General features: G+C 42.5%; 17 protein-coding genes. 9 read left to right on the top strand and 8 right to left on the bottom strand.

The window, feature by feature from the left end; all coding sequences use genetic code 11:
- Positions 1–18: 18 nt before the first annotated feature.
- Together ABXS85_RS18415 and ABXS85_RS18410 are read right to left on the bottom strand one after the other, a co-directional pair.
- Entirely contained in the window at positions 19–789 is a 771-nt protein-coding gene (locus ABXS85_RS18415) for an avidin/streptavidin family protein (protein ID WP_353667989.1), read from the bottom strand.
- A 15-nt stretch (positions 790–804) separates the two neighbouring features.
- A complete protein-coding gene (locus ABXS85_RS18410; protein WP_353667988.1) occupies positions 805–1953 on the bottom strand; it encodes a pepsin-like aspartic protease in 1149 nt (382 codons plus the stop codon).
- A 98-nt stretch (positions 1954–2051) separates the two neighbouring features.
- Between ABXS85_RS18410 and ABXS85_RS18405 the strand changes: the two genes are divergently transcribed.
- Both ABXS85_RS18405 and ABXS85_RS18400 read left to right on the top strand, forming a co-directional pair.
- Positions 2052–2591 (top strand): hypothetical protein, encoded by a 540-nt coding sequence (locus tag ABXS85_RS18405; RefSeq protein ID WP_353667987.1) that lies wholly within the window; start codon positions 2052–2054, stop codon positions 2589–2591.
- Positions 2592–2681: 90 nt separating this feature from the next.
- Positions 2682–4154 carry a glycoside hydrolase gene (locus tag ABXS85_RS18400; protein WP_353667986.1) on the top strand — a complete coding sequence of 491 codons (1473 nt, stop codon included), beginning with the start codon at positions 2682–2684 and terminating at the stop codon, positions 4152–4154.
- A 15-nt stretch (positions 4155–4169) separates the two neighbouring features.
- On the opposite strand, the gene ABXS85_RS18395 is transcribed toward ABXS85_RS18400, so the two are convergent.
- Positions 4170–4853 (bottom strand): 4'-phosphopantetheinyl transferase superfamily protein, encoded by a 684-nt coding sequence (locus ABXS85_RS18395; protein WP_353667985.1) that lies wholly within the window; start codon positions 4851–4853, stop codon positions 4170–4172.
- A 181-nt stretch (positions 4854–5034) separates the two neighbouring features.
- Here ABXS85_RS18395 and ABXS85_RS18390 point away from each other — a divergent pair, with 181 nt between their 5' ends.
- The 5 genes from ABXS85_RS18390 (at position 5035) to ABXS85_RS18370 (ending at position 13137) form a co-directional block, all read left to right on the top strand.
- Positions 5035–6135: an ABC transporter substrate-binding protein gene (locus ABXS85_RS18390; protein ID WP_353667984.1), complete on the top strand. Its 1101-nt coding sequence runs from the start codon at positions 5035–5037 to the stop codon at positions 6133–6135.
- Positions 6136–6168: 33 nt separating this feature from the next.
- On the top strand, positions 6169–7224 hold the full coding sequence (locus ABXS85_RS18385) for an iron ABC transporter permease (RefSeq protein ID WP_353667983.1): 1056 nt from the start codon (positions 6169–6171) through the stop codon (positions 7222–7224).
- Positions 7225–7227: 3 nt separating this feature from the next.
- Positions 7228–8064, top strand: a complete 837-nt coding sequence (locus ABXS85_RS18380; RefSeq protein WP_353667982.1) for an ABC transporter ATP-binding protein — start codon at positions 7228–7230, stop codon at positions 8062–8064.
- Complete coding sequence (locus ABXS85_RS18375; RefSeq protein WP_353667981.1) at positions 8054–8506, top strand: pseudoazurin; 453 nt, start codon at positions 8054–8056, stop codon at positions 8504–8506. The genes ABXS85_RS18380 and ABXS85_RS18375 overlap by 11 nt, the downstream gene beginning before the upstream one ends.
- Positions 8507–9105: 599 nt before the next feature.
- A complete protein-coding gene (locus tag ABXS85_RS18370; RefSeq protein ID WP_353667980.1) occupies positions 9106–13137 on the top strand; it encodes an amino acid adenylation domain-containing protein in 4032 nt (1343 codons plus the stop codon).
- Between the two features lie 183 nt (positions 13138–13320).
- Here the strand turns inward: ABXS85_RS18370 and fucP are convergent, their stop codons facing one another.
- Entirely contained in the window at positions 13321–14625 is a 1305-nt protein-coding gene (gene fucP / locus ABXS85_RS18365; RefSeq protein ID WP_353667979.1) for an L-fucose:H+ symporter permease, read from the bottom strand.
- Positions 14626–14999: 374 nt separating this feature from the next.
- Between fucP and ABXS85_RS18360 the strand changes: the two genes are divergently transcribed.
- Positions 15000–15614 carry a dual specificity protein phosphatase gene (locus ABXS85_RS18360; protein ID WP_353667978.1) on the top strand — a complete coding sequence of 205 codons (615 nt, stop codon included), beginning with the start codon at positions 15000–15002 and terminating at the stop codon, positions 15612–15614.
- A gap of 159 nt (positions 15615–15773) precedes the next feature.
- Positions 15774–16178 (top strand): thioesterase family protein, encoded by a 405-nt coding sequence (locus ABXS85_RS18355; RefSeq protein ID WP_353667977.1) that lies wholly within the window; start codon positions 15774–15776, stop codon positions 16176–16178.
- Between the two features lie 115 nt (positions 16179–16293).
- On the opposite strand, the gene iolG is transcribed toward ABXS85_RS18355, so the two are convergent.
- From iolG to iolE, 4 genes are all read right to left on the bottom strand, one after another.
- Positions 16294–17292 (bottom strand): inositol 2-dehydrogenase, encoded by a 999-nt coding sequence (gene iolG, locus ABXS85_RS18350; RefSeq protein ID WP_353667976.1) that lies wholly within the window; start codon positions 17290–17292, stop codon positions 16294–16296.
- Between the two features lie 44 nt (positions 17293–17336).
- Positions 17337–18149 carry a 5-deoxy-glucuronate isomerase gene (gene iolB, locus ABXS85_RS18345; RefSeq protein WP_353667975.1) on the bottom strand — a complete coding sequence of 271 codons (813 nt, stop codon included), beginning with the start codon at positions 18147–18149 and terminating at the stop codon, positions 17337–17339.
- 21 nt (positions 18150–18170) lie between these two features.
- The gene (locus ABXS85_RS18340; protein WP_353667974.1) at positions 18171–19697 is read right to left on the bottom strand and encodes a CoA-acylating methylmalonate-semialdehyde dehydrogenase; all 1527 of its coding nucleotides are present in this window, start codon (positions 19695–19697) and stop codon (positions 18171–18173) included.
- Between the two features lie 86 nt (positions 19698–19783).
- Complete coding sequence (gene iolE / locus ABXS85_RS18335; RefSeq protein ID WP_353667973.1) at positions 19784–20707, bottom strand: myo-inosose-2 dehydratase; 924 nt, start codon at positions 20705–20707, stop codon at positions 19784–19786.
- Positions 20708–20710 lie beyond the last annotated feature (3 nt).

The following is a 20710-nucleotide window of genomic DNA, read 5'->3' as shown; positions in this document are numbered from 1 at the left end:
TATCCCTCACGAATCACATCAATCTATTGATTGTTTTATAAAACGCCAATGGGTTGCTTCAGATTGAAAATAGACATCACTCGGTGCTGTGGCATGAGCAAGCCAGCGAGTAACATCCAGCTGTGTCGCATCTAAAGACATACGACCCAGCAAAGAAATTGGCTGTTGATTACTAAGCATATAACCACTCAAGGTGAGACTTTGTAATATATTGTTATCAGCGTAGGTGTCGGTAAAACCCAACATGGCAATATCTTCTCCCGCTAAGGTTAAAACACCACTAATGAAACCATAGGTTTGATTCTGAATATTCAAGCTTAATTTGGCTAAGCCATCCTCTCTTTGCCATTCGCCATTGATTCGATTGTCATTGCTGTCCTTAATACCTGCATTAGAGAAAACAGGTTTTCCTTGCTCTGAGGTTTTTGTGAATACCAGCTTGTCTACATAATCTCCCGGAGCAAATTTGTTATAGGGCGTCGTGGTGAGTAAGGTGTTAATCACGGTCAATTCCCCCTCTGCACTAAGCTGACCACAATAGGTCGACATCCAATGCACACCATCGTCCCCTGCGGGCTGATCTATGGGCCGCCAAAAAATAGACAGTACAACGGCTTGCCCTAAGTCGCTGGAGGGATTTCTCGGCTGACTATAGCCAATTACCAAATAGGTACCTGTTGCCCCAGTAGTTGAACTGTATTCCCCAACGATTTGTCCTGACTGATTGACCTCAAGTGTCATTAGAGAGCCATAGCTGTTCTGCCAAACTCCATTTAATGTTAACGACATACTTCCTCCCATCTCTCATTCAAAAATACTGGCTGTTTTAGATTGCACACTGGTGATGATTTTTGCTCCATTTGGCTTATTGAAAATCCACACACCTAATGGTTTAAGTTGCCATTCATCTTGTACCTTGACCGTTTCATATTGGTACAGAGTATAAAGATGATCCATTAACACTGAGCCAACTAAGACGATGTCATCCGCATGGTCCATGGGATCAAACTGGCTCAATACTTTGCCTTTATCTTTGCCCGCTTCAATCAAAACATCGTATAAGTCAGCTGTGACTTGAATTTCACCTGGTGCACCTGTGTCAGTACTACCTACTTGCATTGTTAAGCTGGTCTTTTGTTCAGCCAGCATCAGCAAGATGCTCATTAAGTTTTCATCCCCTTTAAATTGCGAGGAACCAGAATCCAGAGCAAAAAAGAAACCATCATCCGGCACAACTAAGTCTTTCCCCCCCATCTGCAAAGAGGGTAAAGCTGTCGTCCATAAATAATTGGCTTGATATTCTTTCCATGGTAAGAAGAGGTATTCACGACTGTTTTTGTAGGCCATATCAACCCCACCAAAATGGACCATAGCTTGGGTATTTTGAGAGTTTGTCTGAAAACCAACAAAAGGCGTAGCCGGATCCACTTGCTGTTGACGAATTAAGTCTTGCATAAAATGAAATGAAGGCGTCTTTTCTAAGCTTGTATCTTGATCTGCCGTAGGATCAGACACACTGGGTAAGCCTATGCCCCCATCCCAATCCAGCTCAGCAAAATGTTCACTATCATAAGATTGAGCCAGATACAGATCGCTGATCACTTTAATTTCAGTGCTTTCCGCCTTTGGTATTAGGCTTAATACATCCTGCCCAGATTGCACATCCATACTTCCCCAAGGACCAAAGCTTACTGATGTCGTTTGTTGACTAATCCATTGAAAGCTTGTCGATAGGGCAATATCAAAACGACCTCCAGCATAATGCTGACAGCCATTTTTAGAACACAGGCTTGATGTCACCCAATTAAAATCACTGCCACTATCAAAGCACATTTTTAGCTCTTGAGCTGGCGACCCTATTCCTAGCTTTACGTACCAGGGAGATGCGCCATTGTTTTGAAATGGACCACGTTCCAGTGTTAAACAAAAACCATCCAAGATGTCCTTCTGCATATCAATATTATCCTCTTATCCATTTGATTATCTGAGTGTATACTTTACTAAGCTAACCTTTGGTTCTGTTGAAAATATGTAGAAATAAGATAGCTAAGATGAAACCAGCTTTTACTCGTAATACCATTTTACTATTACTACTGTTTCCCTTGGCTATTCATGCCAACCCTTTAATTCGATACGGCCAAAGTTGCCTTATTGAAGAACAACAACTCAATGAAGTTGCCTTTAAAATCCAAAACCATCAGCAAAATTTTCTGCAAAGCCAGCAAGTTCGTCTGAAATTAAAACAACAACTAGAGCAACTGAACATACAGTTAACCCAACTCAATACTGGCATGGAAGACTGTGAAACTGATACACCCAATAGCCAATATTGCCATCGCACACGAGAACAATATCAACGATTGAATCAACGCATTGACGAAGTCAAGCAAAGCATACAGGATCAAGAAGCAACACAATCTGCCTATCAGTATGAATTAGATCGCAAGGATTACGAAAATAAACGGCAAAAATTTAAACAGCGTTGTTACCGTTCTAATCAGCATTATGCTTTTATTCAAGATTCCGAAGCTTACTCACAAGTATGTCATTCAGAAGCATTAAAAAAGACACAAACTTGCTCATTTTTATAGGCTCTAACACCCTATCACCTCAGTAGATCACAAATTTGTCATAAATATTCGGCATCCTATAATAATTGTTCTGCTTAGGAATGCTGTGTCTTGTTTGCGCTCAACTTTAATCGTTTCAGTAAGGTCTCCTCATTTATCAAGGGTCATCAGAAACACGTAACGGTTAGTCTGATATCGAATACTGTGATGCAAGAAATCAGTCCTTGTTATCTGTCCTTTTCCATTGATATTTCAGTGTTAGCTGGCGGTTTTTGGTGGGATGGCGGCAAAGGCTCGCAGAAAGGTCTAGGAACTGAGAAAACAGCTCCACTTGACTTAAATCCCAGTAAACTGGATCTGTTGGTGCAAGCATTAGGGCCATCTTATCTGCGCGTGGGCGGCTCGGAAGCAGATAAACTCCACTACTTTACTAACCCTACTCAAGCACAACAGGGTGCCCTTCAATTAACAGAAGAAACTTGGCAACAATTACATTTATTTTGTCAGCGCAATGATCTAAAGCTCATGTTTACTTTCAAGTACGGTGTATTTGATAAAAAACAACATGGTCAATGGCAAGCCGATGAAGTGACGGATTTACTGAGCTATTGTCGGCAGCAAGGTCAATCAATCGCAATATGTGAATTAGGCAATGAGCTGAATGCTTATTGGGCTTTTCATGGTCTCAGTGCTCAACCTAGCGCGAAAAATTTAGCACGAGATTATGATCGTTTTATAAAGTGTATTCGTACCCATAGTCCTAACAGTTTGGTGGCTGGCCCAGGCAGTGCCTTTTGGCCAAGAATCGGAGAAGCCATTAAACCCATTAGCAATCTAACGGCGCCTTTTCTTGAGCATCTAAATGAAAAGTTGGACATAGTAGATTGGCATTACTACCCCTTTCAAAGCAGTCGATCACCGGTCAAAACCCGTGCTGCTACTCCTCGTAATTTGCTGTCCCCTATGGCCATGCTCACCTTTGAAAAATACGCACAACAACTCGCCAGCTATCGTGACAAACATCAAGCTCACGCGGAGATTTGGACGGGAGAAAGTGGATCAGCGCAATGTGGAGGTCAAACCAAACTGTCAGACAGATTCATTTCTTCTTTTTGGTGGGCAGACCAATTGGGTAGAGGCGCCAAATTAGGTCAAAAGGTCATGATCAGACAAAGTTTAATTGGCGGAGATTATGCTCTTATTAATCGCCAAACACTTAAACCCAACCCAGATTTTTGGGTCAGCTGGCTCTGGCAAAAACTCATGGGCAACCAGGTATATCAGGTACACAGCAGTGACCCATCACTTCTGGTCTATTGCCATAAGGCCCAAAAATCAGGCAAATGTACCTTACTCATGATTAACATGACGGCACAAACGAAAATCATCCATTGTCAGCAATTTGGATTGAAAAAGAAGCGCTTTGAAATCACCGCTGACAAACTCACCGCCAAGAAGATTCGTATCAATGGCTTCCGTCCCAAATTTAAAAATGGAAAAGTAAAACTCAGTGACTTTCCAAAACTTTCAAAACTCAACCTGATCAGCCCATATAGCATTAATTTTTGGTGCTTCAGCTTGTAATGAATAGTCATTCATTCAGAAATACGCAAAGGTAATCATGTTCTCATTGACTTGCTTATAGCCTCCATATATCCGACAACCCATGGCAATTTTTTCACTCAAATCTCTTTGTACAAGCAATGAAAAGACACCTTCTTGTTCGGCCTCCAAAGCCACATCCAAAAAATCAAAGAACTGACCCACACTTGGATACAAAGCCTTATAAACACTTTCTTTTAGGGAGAACAGCAACAACCTAGCACATTCAGACTGAAAGCCTATGCTATGAAGTATACGAAACTCTTCTGGCAGACCAATCATGCTTTCATCTTCTAGCTGACTGCCGCTGTTTATTTTCTCTAAGTCCACACCAACCCCCATTAAACTCGACTGCCGGGCATCAATCATAAGAGCAATGGCTTCGTTTTCTGTGTGCGATACACTGCCTAATATATGAGACGGCCAAATAGGGGCTCCATCTCCACCTCGTAGTACATCAAAGTGAGTCAAGCCTAAAGCTTGCTGTGCGGAACGTACCGCCATTCTGCCAGCTAAAAAAGTTTCTTTGCGCTTAATTCGCCAGCGATTGTATTCAGCGGGTTTAGGAATATCTGGGTGAATATTCTGTGCAATAAGATCGCCTGATTGAAAACGTACATGGTGAATACAAGCAGCACCATGAGCGCCAAGATGAACAGTTGTTTGGTTATTATTTTTCACTATATTCCGGCCGACAAAAGACACTCAACATATCAAAATCAGAAGCTAATTCAATTGATAGCAATCACTTTTGACGCTATTGAGAATATATCATGCAAAAAATCACAAAATAGTATTGAAATAAGATAAATAATAAGTACTATTCACAGTCGAAAATCATTCTCAATTAAGGATCATATTGATGAAACTCGGTTCCCTCCTAGCAATCGTTCTTGGTGCATCTATTTTTTCAGGGGTTGCTCAAGCAAAAGCAGCTGTTATTGATGATGTTTTAGGCCGACAAGTTGAAGTTGACTTGCCCGCTAAACGAGTTGTCCTTGGCTTTTACGCAGAAGACTATATGGCCATAGGTACTGAAAAAGCCTTTGATCAGGTAGTAGGTTTGTCTCGTGACACGTGGGAAGCGTGGCGCCCTGCAAGCTGGAACCTATACACCAACTACCGTCCTTCACTTAAACAAATTCCAGATGTTGGAGAAGTAGAAGCACAAACCTTTTCCATTGAAAAAGTACTCAGCCTAAAACCAAGTGTCGTCTTATTATCGGATTGGCAATACAAGGGGTTGGGAATGGATGTTGAACGTTTAGAAGATGCCGGCATTCCAATAGTAGTTGTCGATTACAACGCACAAACTCTAGAACGACACATCAAAAGCACACAGATTATTGGCCAGTTAACAGGTCAAGAAGAGCGCGCTAATCAGATCGCGAATGAATACCAAAAGACGATTAATGACACGATTAAACGTATTAAAGAAGCAGACTTAGTGAAACCTCGTACCTATGTCGAGTTTGGTAACAAAGGACCAAGTCAGTATAGCTTCACTTATGGTAAAAACATGTGGGGAGCCATGGTAACCATGTTACAAGGTGACAATATTGCTGCGCCCTTCGTAGAATGGTGGGGTCCTATGAACCCTGAACAAGTATTGGCTTCTAAACCACAGGTGGTTTTTATCACAGGTACTGAGTCAGGTGTGAAAGGCGATGCTATGCCAATGGGCCAAGGTATTGATCGCAACTTGTCAGAGCAACGCTTGGCCGGCTTCACCAAACGCGCTGGTTGGGCACAAATGCCAGCCGTACAAAATGGTCAAGTTTATGGTATTTACCAAGGTGCATCACGCACTATTTTAGACGCGTCCATGGCGCAGTTTATGGCCAAAGCCATGTACCCAGATCTGTTTAAAGATGTGAATCCAGAACAAGCTTATTTGAATTTCTATCAGAAATACTTACCAGTGACACCAACAGGCACCTTTACGGTTAACATCACGGAGTAAAATACCACTATATTTTATAGCGGTTTTATCATTATGCAGTCATCAGGTTTACTCACTGATGCTATATCAAACCAGCGGCGTTCTGAACAGCGCCGCTGGTTTGTTATAAGTGTCTTATTCATCATTCTTACGGCCTCCTTTGTATTGGATGTAGCTACTGGACCCTCCCTTCTGAACGTCAAGGAAGTGACCAACGCCTTACTTCATCTAATTGGCTTCAATACACCAGTTGACCCAACAACGGAAGTCATTGTGACCAGCTTACGCTTACCCATTGCCATTATGGCGGTCATCGTTGGCGGCGTGTTAGGGGTAGGCGGCGCAGAAATGCAAACCTTATTAAACAATCCAATGGCCAGTCCATATACTTTAGGTATGGCTGCTGCTGCGGGTTTCGGTGCCGCCATGACCTTATACGTTGGTTCACTTGGCCTCAATGCCAATGTGGCAGTACCCTTAGGTGCCTTCATTTGTTGTATACTTGCAGCGGCTTTTTTGTTTGCTTTGGCCACCATGCAACATATCAGTTCGGGGCAACTTATTCTGGCCGGTATTGCCTTATTGTTTTTGTTTCAATCTCTGTTGTCTTTGGTGCAATTCATTTCTTCACCTGAATTGAGCCAACAAATTCTCTTTTGGCTGTTTGGCAGTCTCTCAAAAGCATCTTGGTCTAATTTATTGATTGTTGGTGTTGTGACATTGATCTGCATGATTTTTTTAATGAAGGATGCATGGAAATTAACCGCCCTGCGTCTGGGGGAAGAAAGAGCGAAAAGTCTGGGCGTGAATGTCAGTCAACTACGCCTCAAAACTCTTTTTATTGTTGCTCTGATGACCGCCACTGTCACCAGCTTTGTTGGTATCATAGGCTTTATTGGCATTGTCGCCCCCAATATCGCCAAGATTCTAGTAGGTGAGGATCAACGATTTTTCATCCCATTGTCTTTTTTAATTGGTGCTTTTTTACTTTCCAGCGCGTCGGTATTATCCAAAGTCATTGTCCCTGGAGCCTTATTTCCCATTGGCATAGTAACCGCCATCATAGGTGTGCCTTTCTTCTTCTGGCTGATCTTAGGAAAAAGGCGCTAAGTTATGCTGACAATCAACCGACTTAATGTCACCTTAGACACATTAACACTTGCTAAAGACATGTCGTTTTCCCTTTTACCTGGCAAGGTCAATGTCATTATTGGTCCAAATGGTACTGGGAAAAGCACTCTGCTAAAAACGCTTTTCGGCGATATTCAGGCTAAATCAGGGGATATTCGTTTCCAAGATCAATCATTAACCTCTAAAAAACTGTCATCTTGGCGTAAGTTATTCGGTTACATGCCGCAAGATATTCGACTGGATATTGAATTGAGCGTACTAGAGGTGGTTTTACTGGGTCAGTTAGACGCGCTGAGTTTACGGTTAGATGATAGCTTGATTGAACAAGCTTTATCGGCATTAGACAAAATAGGACTATTGCACTTGGCCAATCGCTCGGTAAACAAGCTTAGCGGTGGTCAGTGTCAAATGATTTTGTTCGCTCAAGCTTTGATGCGAAACCCAAAAATTCTCATGTTGGATGAACCGGTAAGTGCTCTGGATTTACACTTTCAGCACGTGCTATTGGATCACCTTGATGAACAAACTAAGCAACAAGGTTGGGTAAGCTTAATGGTATTGCATGACCTTAATCTTGCGGCTCAATACGCGGATAATCTACTGGTACTGAAAAACGGTCAACTGGTAAAAAGTGGCAATCCCAAAGACATACTTTCTCCTGAGCTAATCAAGGATGTCTATGGTGTTCAGGCTGAAATATCGCATGACAGTCATGGACTCCCCTTTGTTAGAACAATTCGTAAAAACCCTGCAAGAACCGGCATGCAAGTAGAATTATCCTCTTCTCAACCGGCAAAAGGAATAGCAGATGCTGTCTAAACGTTACATTATGATAATGGCACTGAGTTGTGTGATTTTTGGTGCCAATACTTATGCCAAAGAATGGCATGTACAAATGTTAAATTACGGATCAGCCGAACAAGGCGGCATGATCTTTGAACCCGCTTTTATTCATGCTCAAGTTGGTGATACGGTTACATTCCTTCCCAGCCATTCAGGTCATAATGCGCAATCCTACGTGGTACCTGAAGGCAGTAAACAGTGGAAATCCTCTTTAGATAAAGAATACTCCATTACTCTGGATGCTGAAGGCATACATCTTTACTATTGCCCACCACATTTAATGATGGGCATGGTGGGTATGATTCAAGTCGGTTCGGCAAAAAACCAAGCTATCATTGAGAAAAAAGCCCCTCGATTACGCTCTAAAATGGCCCTAAAGCCCGAACGAATGGACGCCCTGCTACTGAAAATTCGCTAATAGAAAAAGAATCTTTTATTGCTGAGTAACCAAACACGGTGAATGATGTTAATGAAACAGATATTCATCCTGTTTGGCTCTTGTCGCCCCTTGTTTCGACTATACCTGAGTAACCATATTGCAAAGCCCTACCGACTCATTATGTACTTTTTATCAAGACTTTTAGGCGCTGCTTTGCTATCAGACAGAGCATCTATGAAAGCTTATTGCCATCTCTCACGAGATCGAAACTACTTACTAGAAGTTAGGCTTTATTGAAGCAAACAGTGTATTAAGTTTAAATTAAGATACTAACATCATGACTTTAAGGAATATTAAACCTATATTTAAGCTAATTTGACTCGTTTATTGTGCTTTCTAAAATCTACCACTTGGGTATTTTGGATGTTTTAAGGACGATTTTAACGATTGCAGGAGAGCAATTTTATTGTCATAAAAAAGCAACATATTCGTGACAATAATAATTAGCTATTTAATTTAATCATATATATACTTAAATACAGTTCAGTTAAGTAATAATACTTATCTAGTTTCATATGGATTATGAATAAAGGTAGCCTCTTATTTAAGAAGTGCTTCCTAACTTGCAGGAGCAAACTATGATGAATAAGCAAACTAATGCCTACGGCCTAAATACGCCTGACATTCATTCACCTCAAACCATACTTCCCCTTTCTACGGCACAACGTGGTCAATGGATCGCACAAAAACTGGCTCCCAAAGGCACGGCATTTAATGTCGCAGAATACCTTGAAATTCAAGGAGAGCTGGATGTTCTACTATTCCAAAAAGCCATTCAAAGACTGATTAAAGAAACCGATTGTATTCGTTCACAAATCATCGAAACGGAAGATGAAACTTATCAAGCTATTCACAATTCAAGCGAAGATTTCTTCTCTCTACTGGACATGAGTCATGAAACGAATCCGATCAATAGTGCCCTACATTGGATGAAACAGGATTACCTAAAACCCCTAACACAAAAAGGTGATCGTTTGTGGTTCAGTGCCTTAATCAAGATAGAGAGTCAACAGCATATCTGGTATCACCGCTGTCACCATGTAGCGCTTGATGGCTTTGCTGGTCACCTGATTACACAAAGATTGGTGCACATATACAATAGTTACTTCTTTAATCAAGAAGTGTCTGAATGTACCTTTCATCCATTAGAAGTTTTACTAGCGCAAGAACAAGCCTATAAAGACAGCAAACGTTTCAAGGCAGATCGTCAATATTGGCTCAATAATCTGGTTCATCTTCCTGAAAGTGTGTCTTTAGCACAACGCATTCGTCCCGAAGATGAAAGCCCGATGCGACGTCAAACCTTAAGCTTATCCGCAGCACTAACCGAACACCTAAATCATATCGGTCAAGCATTTGGAGCCAGTCGTCCACAAACTTTGATTGCTTTAGTGGCAGCGTATTTTTATCGCATGACAGGTACGGAAGATCTGGTCATTGCAATGCCAGTCTCGGCCAGAGTGAATGCGATTCAAAAAAATACGCCTTCCATGTTGGCCAATGCAGTACCAATACGTTTGTCTTTCTCATCAAATATGTGTTTCCAAGAATTATTGGAACAAACCTCAAAGGTTGTACGTAATGCATTACGTCATCAACAGTATCGTTACGAAGACCTGAAACGAGATTTGGGCATGCTGTCTGCCAATCAACAAATTGCGTCTTTGGGTGTGAATATTGAACCCTTTGATTACGACGTCAAATTTGGTCATTGCACTACCAAACCACATAACCTCAGTAATGCCATGATTGATGACCTCACAGTGTTCATCTTTGACAGAAAAGACGATACTGGCCTAAGCATTGAATTTGACGCTAACCCAAAACGCTATACTGATAAAGAATTAACACAACATTTAAAACAGTTAGAACGTCTGATTAAAAGTCTATTAAGTTCGATAAAACAACCTATCTCGCAAGCATCACTATTAAGTGATACAGAACAGCATGTGATCCTTCATGAGTGGAATCAAACGCAAACTCAGCTTACCGACAACAGTTACTTAGATATGTTTCATCAACAAGTAGAGCGGCATGAATCGAGCAGCGCTGTCATTGGTCAAGATGGCAATTTCACTTACCAAGAACTCAATATGAAAGCCGAGTACTGGGCTAGTCAACTTATTAATCACGGTGTTAAACCCACTCAATTAGTCGCAGCTTGCCTGCCAAGAAACAGCGAGATGTTAGCTGTCCTCTTAGGGATTTGGAAAGCTGGAGCGGCTTACTTACCACTTGACCCAGAGTTCCCACAAGACAGATTAGCCAACATATTAGAAGATGCCGAGCCTGCCTGCATAGTGACTAACCATCAAGTCAGCTCCTGTCTACCTGATACTAAACTTGTCATGCTGTATACCGAACATACAGATTCGCCTAGGGCACCATTATCAGTAACGCATAACTCTGAACATACCCAACTGCAAACCAACCCTCACGCGCCAGCTTATGTTATCTATACCTCGGGTTCCACTGGCCGTCCCAAGGGAGTTGAAATTTCACATTATGCGTTAAAAAATTTCTTACTTGCCATGCAGCATGAACTTAAATTCAGCCAAGTGGATCGCTTTCTAGCCGTCACTACCATCTCTTTTGATATTTCTTTATTGGAATTATTCTTACCCATTATGGTTGGAGGTTCTGTCGTTATAGCGGCTCGAGAAATCGTTAGAGCACCCGAGCGTCTAACGCAATTGGCAAACGAACATCACATCACCTTTATGCAAGCCACACCGTCTTTATGGCAAGCCCTGTTACCTGAATACCAAACGCAATGGCAAGGTGTACGAGCATTAGTAGGTGGTGAAGCCTTATCTGGACAACTGGCGAAACACATGCATGCTTTAGGGCACCCTGTAATGAACCTCTATGGGCCAACGGAAACGACCATCTGGTCAAGTATTATGCCCCTTGAACACGATCATGACTTAAAAAGCCCTCCTATAGGTCGTCCGATCTTTAATACTCAGATGTATGTTCTTGATAAAACGATGCAACCCGTTCCTGTTGGCGTCACTGGAGATCTGTATATTGCAGGAGAAGGCTTGGCATTGGGGTATTATAAGAGACCGGATTTAACCGAGGAGCGCTTTATTAATAACCCCTTTGCCGTAGGTAAAAAAGTCTATATCACAGGCGATAAAGCCAGATGGCGAGAAGACGGTGTTTTAGAATATTTAGGACGTGATGATAATCAGGTGAAGATTCGAGGGTTTCGCATTGAAACAGGTGATATAGAATCAGCCTTGCTTGCAATGCCAGCTATAGAACAAGCAGTTGTTACCCCTCAAACGTCACCAAGTGGTAGCAAGCAGCTCGTGGCTTATCTACTTTCTAAACAAAACGAAATGGACATTCATGAGATTCGACAGCAGCTGATCACTAAGTTGCCCGACTATATGATTCCCAGTCACTTTATCACCATTGATGAAATGCCTTTAACTCCCAATGGAAAAATTAATCGTAAAGCATTACCACAACCGAGTTGGCAATCAGCGAATCATTATCAGGCACCACGAAACCATACAGAGAAAATGCTAGCAAACCTATGGGCAGAAACCCTTGGGCTCACTTTGGTAGGCATACATGATAACTTCTTTGAAATAGGTGGCGATTCCATATCTGCCACGCGTATTTTACACAAGTTAGAGCATAATCTTGGTATGGAAATTCCACTGGGCGTGCTTTTTAAAGCTGCCACCATTGCAGAATTAGCAGAACATTTACAACAAACCTCCAACTGGAATCCATTACAACCTTTATTACCGATAAAATCTGCTGGTGACCATGCTCCCCTGTTTTGCATCCACCCGGCTTTAGGCTTATCTTGGGGCTATGCGGCGATACTTAAGCATTTGCCACAATCGACACCCTTATTTGGCTTACAATCTATTAGTTTAAGCCAAGTAGAAAACAAACCAGAAAGCCTAGAAGCAGTAGCCAGTCACTACTTAAAACTCATCAGAAGCGTTCAACCAAAAGGTCCTTATCAGCTTCTAGGTTGGTCATTTGGTGGCTTGGTAGCTCATGCCATTACACAACAATTAGAAGCAGAGGGAGAGTCAGTTGATTTCTTATGCATGCTAGACAGTTACCCTTATAAAAAAAGCTATCAGGAACCTAAAAATGAGGCTGACATCCTCAAGTCTGCATTAATTTTCTTAGGTTATGATCTCAACAAACTCGACAAACTCCCCATTAACAAAGCCGAGTTAGCCGCCTTGTTGTGGCGTGACTACGATAACTCATCATCCATGTCGGTCGTAAAGAAAATACAAGACAGCCAAGAGGATATCATGAGTCGAATCCAGGCTACCTTAGAGCATAACTTAGAGTTGGCCAGTCAATATAAAGCGCATACCGTAGAGGCAGATATTCTCTTCTTCATCGCTACAGAAAGTGTTAATGGCTCAATGGAAAATATACTCGAACACTCTGTTGCAGCCTGGCAAAACCGTACTCATGGTAAAGTCGAAAGTCATAAAATCCCCTGTCGTCATCAGGAGATGTTTGATTCCTCGCCTCTCAGTCAAATAGCCCCCATAATACGTAGTCATTTAAACAAGGTACAAGCAAAACAGCTACAGGATAAAAAAGATAAACAGCGCTAACTGAGGCGACAAAAATGCCTTCTAATTCTTTACAAATAGTGAAATGAGGTGAGATAAAAAAAGCGAGAGTCATAAAACGACCTCGCTTTGTTATTCATCTCCACGACTTTTGTTATTCATCCCCACAACTAAGATAAAGCATATTTTTAGGGTGGGACTATCACGAACAAAAAAGCCTCGAATTTAAGCACGCTTCATAGCGAATAATCCGTACGCGGCAACCACTAGAAAACAAGCCGCTGGAACAACATATGATACCGTTGCACTGTATGCGTCAATCGTCGCGCCTTGCACCAATGGCATCACAGCACCACCTAAGATGGCCATCACCAAGCCAGCAGAACCGAATTTAGTATCCCTGCCTAGGCCGTTCAAGGCTACACCATAAATGGTTGGGAACATCAGTGACAAACAAGCTGAGATAGACACTATGGCCCATACACCAGAAAAAGTCGGCGTTAAAACAGCATATAGACACAACAATGTCCCTGCCGTTGCCAATAAACTTAGTAATAAGGCTGGACGACAAAATCCCATTAACCAAGTCATCACAAAACGTGAAATTAAGAAAAGGATTAAGCTGTATTGCAAGTAGTCAGCAGCACTGGCTTCTGAACCACCAATCGCTTCTTGTACGTATTGAATCGTAAATGTCCAAGTACAAGTCTGAGCGGCAACATTAAAGAATTGAGCGACTACACCCCAACGGTATTGAGCGTTGCTCAGCAAACGACCTAGGGTGGCAAAAAAATCAATTTTCGTTACTTCTTCACGATAACCTGTACCAGATGTATCGGTTTTTGGAACACGAATGAAGCACACCAATACCCAAATCAACATAAGAACGAAAGCCATACCAACGTAAGGAGTCATCACCCCTGTCAGTTCTTCTGCTTGAATACTCTTAAGCACCTCTGGGGCCATGCTAGCACGCTGCTCTGCCGTAGCTGGGTTAAGCTTTGGAAGAATCAATGTCGCCGCAAGAAAAACACCAATATTGGTGCCCACAGGATTAAAAGCTTGTGCTAAGTTCAAACGACGAGTCGCTGTTCCTTCTGGGCCCATTGCCATAACAAAAGGATTCGCAGAAGTCTCTAGGATAGACATGCCCGCGGCCATGATAAATAAGGCGGCTAAGAAAAATCCGTAAGTCATGGCAACACTGGCTGGGTAGAATGCCAAGGCACCAAGAATAGCAAGGCCAAGACCACTTAACACACCCGCTTTATATGAATAACGTGCGTTAATAAAAGCCGCAGGAATAGCTAAACAAAAATAAGCACCATAGTAAGCGAATTGCACTAAGGCAGATTCAAAGGTACTCATAGTAAAAATTTTACTGAATACTTTTACCAAAGGATCGGTCATGTTGGCCGCGACACCCCAGGCTGCAAAGCAGGTAATCAATAACATGAAAGCCAGTTTCATATTGCCATAGACAAACTGGTTAGAAGAATTTTCTTGGATCGGTGAGTTTTGATTTTCCATAAAGCAACAACATCTATGTTTATAGTTAGAAGACAGACTGTGCTCAGAAATTACTTTCTGCCGCTGTCAGACACTAATAATGATGCGCAGATGTCAAACATCTGCAGCATCAAAATTTGCTGCAGGATCCTACCACCAAGCGTAATAAAAAATGACCAAAATGAGAAAAAATCGTTTTGAATACAATAATTTAAATTTTCCTTGCTAATTTCATTAACATAAATGAAATATTCGTGACGCAATATTCACTTAAACCCAATCTCTATTGCCTAATATAAAACCAACAGGCGCTTAAGGAGCCTTAGCAGCAACTCGTGCTAAACTCTTCAAAACTCTGACCTATTTGCTATTTTCAACCAGGGAACAAACACAGTATGACCAGCAGTAAACCTAAAAAACGTTATCCTCGCCCACCAATGAGCTTAATCGTTGAAAATATCGAAGGTTATAATCTGGACATTTATTTGGGCGGATCAATTGCGGCGGCAAATCGTCAACTGCACCAAGAACACAAGATTAAAATCATTTTCAATTGTGCAGTGAATTTAGATATTGACCTTGTCACTTCTCCAGATCACAAACATCAAACCCCTTTACTTAATTTTGGTGCAGGTCACGTTCGCTATTACAAGATAGGTTTAATTGATGGCCCTGGGAATCCTACAGAAATGCTCCTCTCTGGATATCACCTATTGCGTGCCGCGTTACTGCAACGTATGCCTGAAAAAGCCTCTTACCCAGTCAAAGAACAAGGCAATCTTTTGATCCACTGTCGAGGTGGAAGAAGTCGTTCTGTGGCTTTGCTAGCACTATTCCTACATCTTGAGTACCCACACACTTATCCTAGCTTACAAAATGCCATTGACTTAATCCGCACCAAACGCGAATTACATCCAGACGAATGGTACGAAACGCCTAAGCCTGCATTAATAAATGCAGCAGAAGAAGCAGCTAAAATGGCAAAGCATTTACGCTTGTTAACGCTTTAATAAAGTCTTCAAGCTCAAACAAAACGACTCACTCTGTTTCTTTAGCTATTAAAAGAAAGTCTGTCGTCATACTGTTATTAAAGTCAGGCGAATTTGTCATTTGTTTTCAGGTAGAGTCAATTTACCCTTCCTATGGAATAACAAGAATAGGAGAATCAAATGCTAGGTAAGGTGCAGATCAAAGTACGAGGCTTTCACCTCGATATTTTTCAACACGTCAACAATGCTCGATATCTCGAGTTTTTAGAGGAAGGTCGTTGGGCTTTCTTTGATGAATTCAGCGTTGGTGACGATATGCTAAAACAAGGCATAGTGTGGGCTGTAGTGAATATCAATATCGACTTCAAAGCCGAGGCTGGGTTTGGCGATGTATTAGAAGTTCAAACTCAGTTCGCCAAATTAAGTAACCGCAGCATTACCATGAAACAACGCATAATAAAGGCCCATGATGAGCAACTTGTGGTAGAAGCCGATGTCACTTATGTGTGTTTTTCAAAAGAACATCAGGCCGCCATTCCATTACCAGAAGACTACCGTCAAAAGATCGAACAAGCGATCGCTTGAGACCGTTCAAATTTTGTATATAGATAGGTAATCTGTTGAAAAATGCATTAAAAAGCCCCTTTGCGATATACAAAGGGGCTTTTCTTGTTAAGCAGGTTTAATTTAGATTAAACCATTACCAAGATAGAGTAACCTTCTCACCCGTATCGAAGGATTTTTGCGCCGCATCCGCCAAAATCTGAGCACGACGACCATCTTCGAAGCTTGGTGAAACAGGACGCTTCGCCATTACATTTTCGATAAAAGCCGTTAATTGTAGGTTATAAGCGGCACCATAACGATCTGTAAAGAAGTTAAACAATGGATCTTTGACACCTGTGGTATCTGTGTTGTAACGCACAACAGAGGTTGGCGTTTGGTTATCGGAAATCACCATACCTTCGGAACCAAACACTTCTACACGCTGATCATATCCGTATGTTGCACGACGGGAACCATTAATATGAATCAATCGGCCCGACTGGCTCTTCATGTTAATCATGACACTATCAACGTCACCAATCTCAGTGATTTTTTCATCCACCAAAGCACTACCAAAGGCTTGGATTTCCACCACTTCTTCACCTAGGATAAAGCGTGCCATATCGAAATCATGAATAATCATATCGCGGAAAATACCACCTGATGATTTCAAGTATTCAACGGGTGCCATGCCTGGATCTCGACTGCTGATGATCACTTGCTCAAGCTTACCTACACTACCGTCATGAGCGGCTTTCGCTGCGGCGCCATGGCTTGGATCAAAGCGACGGTTGAAACCAATTTGAATTGGCACGTTGCAATCTTTGATCTCTTCCATGCAAGCGTTCACGGTTGCTGTATCCAAATCAATTGGTTTTTCACACAGGATCGCCTTACCGGCTTTCGCCGCTTTAATGATCAAGTCCACATGAGTATCCGTACTGGTCGCGATCAATACTGCATCCACTTCTGGATCTGCCAACGCGTCATCTACACTGGCCGCGACTTTTGCTCCAGTAGCTTTCGCCACTTCTTGTGCTGCTGGCGCATACACATCATAAACGTATTTCAAATTTGAATGCGCGAACGCTTGAAGGTTTTGCGCATGCATCTTGCCAATACGACCCGCACCAAATAAAGCAAAATTCAACATAGTTAAATCCTTAAGTTATTTTTATATAATCAATCAACCATTGGTTACTTTTTATCCCGTTCTATGATCCATTCATGGTCGGGGTCATTATGAAAGATCCAGTTACGACTGGGTCCTGCCATTACATTCAGATAGTAAGACTGGTAACCGTGGGGAACGCCCACCGGATGGTAACCCTCTGGCACCATGACCAAGTCACCATCTTCCACCGCCATGGTTTCATCAATACTGCGATCGTCCGTATAGACACGCTGGAAAGCAAAACCTTGAGGCGGATCTATCTTATGGTAATAAGTTTCCTCCAACTGAGTTTCTGAAGGCGCTGCATCTTTATCATGCTTATGAGGTGGATAGCTTGACCAACCACCACTTGGTGTAATGACTTCACATACCAACAAACTGTCAGCGGGTTCATTACCAAACAAAATATTGCAAACGTGACGCGTATTACTCGCAACACCACGTGTTTCGTACTGACATTGCTCAGGACGAATCAGCTTGGCTGCATGGCCACCTTTACCAGGCGCTTTACAAAATGCCACTTCCACATCGGTCAAGGCTTGAATGTGGATTTCATCTTGCGCAGGCGCATACACGGCATAGGGTGCTTTTTGCTCAAACACACTCATGCGATCACCAATAACGTCCCAAGACTCATGTTGTGTCTTGGCATTTACCTTGCCACTTAAAATGACTGCGCAAACTTCGTCGCTACCGGTAGTCAGACTGACAGACTCACCTGCTTTTAGCTGATGAGCCTCGAAACCAACATATTGCCAATTGGCACTGGCTGGCGTCACCAGCTGGGTTTGTGACTGCCCAGCTTGTTGATGCTTTTTACTGAGTAAACGTGACATAGTAATTCACCTCACAAAACATTATTTCATGGTTGGCATAGAGAATTCTGGCCCCGCACGAAGACCTGTAGGCCAACGAGCCGTCACTGTTTTCATGCGAGTGTAAAAACGCACGCCATCAGGACCATGCATATGCAGAGGACCAAATAAAGAACGCTTCCAACCACCAAAACTGTGGAATGCCATTGGCACAGGAATCGGTACATTGACCCCTACCATGCCTACTTGTACTTTCTCGGTGAACTGGCGAGCAGTATCACCATCGCGAGTAAAGATAGCCGTACCATTGCCGTATTCATGTTGGTTAATTAGTGCCAAACCTTCTTCATAAGAATTAACACGCACCACAGACAGGACAGGACCAAAAATCTCTTCCTTATAGATACGCATGTTTTCTTTTACATGATCAAACAAAGTTGGACCCACAAAGTAACCTTGTTCATGATTTTTACGTACGAACTGACGACCATCTACCACCAAAGTCGCGCCTTCTTCTTCACCAGAAGTAATATAATCACGGACTTTTTGAGCATGTTCTTTACTGATCAAAGGCCCCATATGAGGCTCTTCATCCAAGCCAAAGTTCTTATACAAGCCAGGGCCAACCGTCATGGTCGAGATCTCTTGCTGCAATTTCGCAATCAAGTTATCTGCCACTTCATCACCGACACAAACTGCCACTGAGATCGCCATACAACGCTCACCAGCAGAACCGTAGGCAGCGCCCATCAAAGAGTTCACTACTTGATTTGGATCCGCATCCGGCATCACCAACATATGGTTCTTCGCGCCACCAAGGGCTTGTACACGTTTGCCGTGAGCACTGGCTGTGGCATAGATGTATTCCGCAATAGGGGTAGAACCCACAAAGCTAACAGACTGAATTCGCTCATCGGTTAGTAAAACATCGACCGATTCTTTATCGCCATTCACTACGTTAAAGACACCATCAGGCAAACCGGCTTCTTTTAGCAATTCTGCCAAACGCATAATGGTACTTGGATCTTTTTCAGATGGTTTCATCACAAAAGTGTTACCGCAGGCAATCGCCACAGGGAACATCCACATAGGCACCATGGCTGGGAAGTTGAATGGGCTGATACCAGCACATACACCCAATGGTTGCATTAGGCTGTAACTGTCTACACCACGACCCACATTTAAGCTGTGTTCACCTTTTTGCAAATGTGGAATACCACAAGCAAATTCCACCACTTCCAAACCACGAGTCAACTCACCTAACGCATCGGAGTACACTTTGCCATGCTCACTGGTAATCAATTCCGCTAACTCATGGCTATGAGCTTCTACCAATGCCTTAAACTTAAACAATACTCGAGCACGATTCAGCGGTGTCACTTGTGACCAAGTTTCAAACGCCTTTTGCGCTGAAGCAATCGCCGCTTCCGTTTCCGCTACTGTACTCAAAGACACTTGTAGTGACACATCACCAGTCGCTGGATTGAAGACGTTCGCATTACGAGCAGAGGTACTGGGTACAAACTGATTATCAATAAAATTACCCATCAGTGTGTTTGAACTAGACATAAACTTTCTCTCTCATTCATCAATTCGGTAAACGAAGCACCTTAGAAGGTGCTTCCTGTTGTTATCAATCTTGCTGTCAGCTTGTACTAGATAGTAAATCCAGCTTGTTGCAGGTTATTCGACAAGTACTTATAGCCAATGGTGGCATAGGTTAATGGATGCGCAATGGCTGGATCCTGCTCAGCTTCCACAACCACCCAACCTTGATAATCAACACTCTTCAGCACATCAAAAATCGGAGCGTAATCAATGCTGCCATCACCTGGGACTGTATAAACACCGTCTAAAACGGCATTCAAAAAGGCACTGTCACGATTTAAATTGTCCTGCAAAATACTTGGACGTATGTCTTTACAATGCACATGAACAATTCGCTTAGCATGTTTCTTAGCCATTTCCAGAGGGTTACCACCAGCAAAAGTAATGTGACCCGTGTCCAATAAAAGACCCACATTATCCCCCGTCATAGCCATTAATTTGTCGACTTCTTCAGCCGTTTCTATCACGGTTCCCATATGATGATGGTAAGCCAATTTAACGCCTTGCTCTGCCATGTAATCCGCTACTTGGGTAATACGTTTCGCGTATTCGCCCCATTGAGCTTCTGTCATACCTGGACGCTGAGACAAGGGCGCCGACTGATCACCATGAATGCAATTGGTTACTTCTGCAAATACCATAACATTGGAACCTAGGGCTTTAAGAAGGTTCAAGTGATCTTGCATCGCCGCAATTTCTTCTTCCACAGTGCGTTCCATCAAACGTGCACTGTACCACCCTGACACCAAAGACAAATCATGCTCCTGCAAAATTGGCCCTAAAACCGCGGGGTCTCGTGGAAATTTGTTACCCAATTCGATGCCACTATAACCTGCTTGACGTGCTTCACTCAAACAGACTTCCAAAGGGGTATCGGCACCCAATGAAGGCAAATCATCGTTTGTCCAAGTCAGCGGATTAATGCCAATTCGAACGTTAGAAGCGGTGTTTGCATTGTTATTCTTGTTCATCTG

It is taken from the genome of Marinomonas sp. THO17 (assembly GCF_040436405.1).
In the GTDB taxonomy this organism is placed as follows: domain Bacteria; phylum Pseudomonadota; class Gammaproteobacteria; order Pseudomonadales; family Marinomonadaceae; genus Marinomonas.
This window is presented reverse-complemented; position numbering and strand designations above follow the sequence as displayed.